A 245-nucleotide genomic window follows, 5' to 3' on the forward strand; every position below is an offset into this window, starting at 1 on the left:
CGTCCACCGCCTTGAGCAGCTTGCCGACGTCGCCGTCGTGCTCGAGCATGCCATCAGCGTACTCGTTGCCCGGCATGCCGCTCTGGCCCTGCATGGATTCGCGTATGTGGGTGAAGGCGTGCATGCGCGTGGTATTCATCCAGACGAAGAACGGTTTGTCGGCCTTGGCCTGCTTGTCGATGAAGTTGATCGCCGCCTGGGTGGTCTCGTCGTCGATGGTTTCCATGCGCTTCTTGGTCAGCGCA

At 61.2% G+C, this 245-nt stretch carries 1 pseudogene; it reads right to left on the reverse strand.

Annotation, left to right across the window (positions count from 1 at the left end):
• Nucleotides 1-245, reverse strand: a pseudogene (locus J5M67_RS29185) (sulfatase-like hydrolase/transferase); the annotation flags it as partial.

Source organism: Pseudomonas sp. 30_B (assembly GCF_017491605.1).
Classification (GTDB): Bacteria; Pseudomonadota; Gammaproteobacteria; order Pseudomonadales; family Pseudomonadaceae; genus Pseudomonas.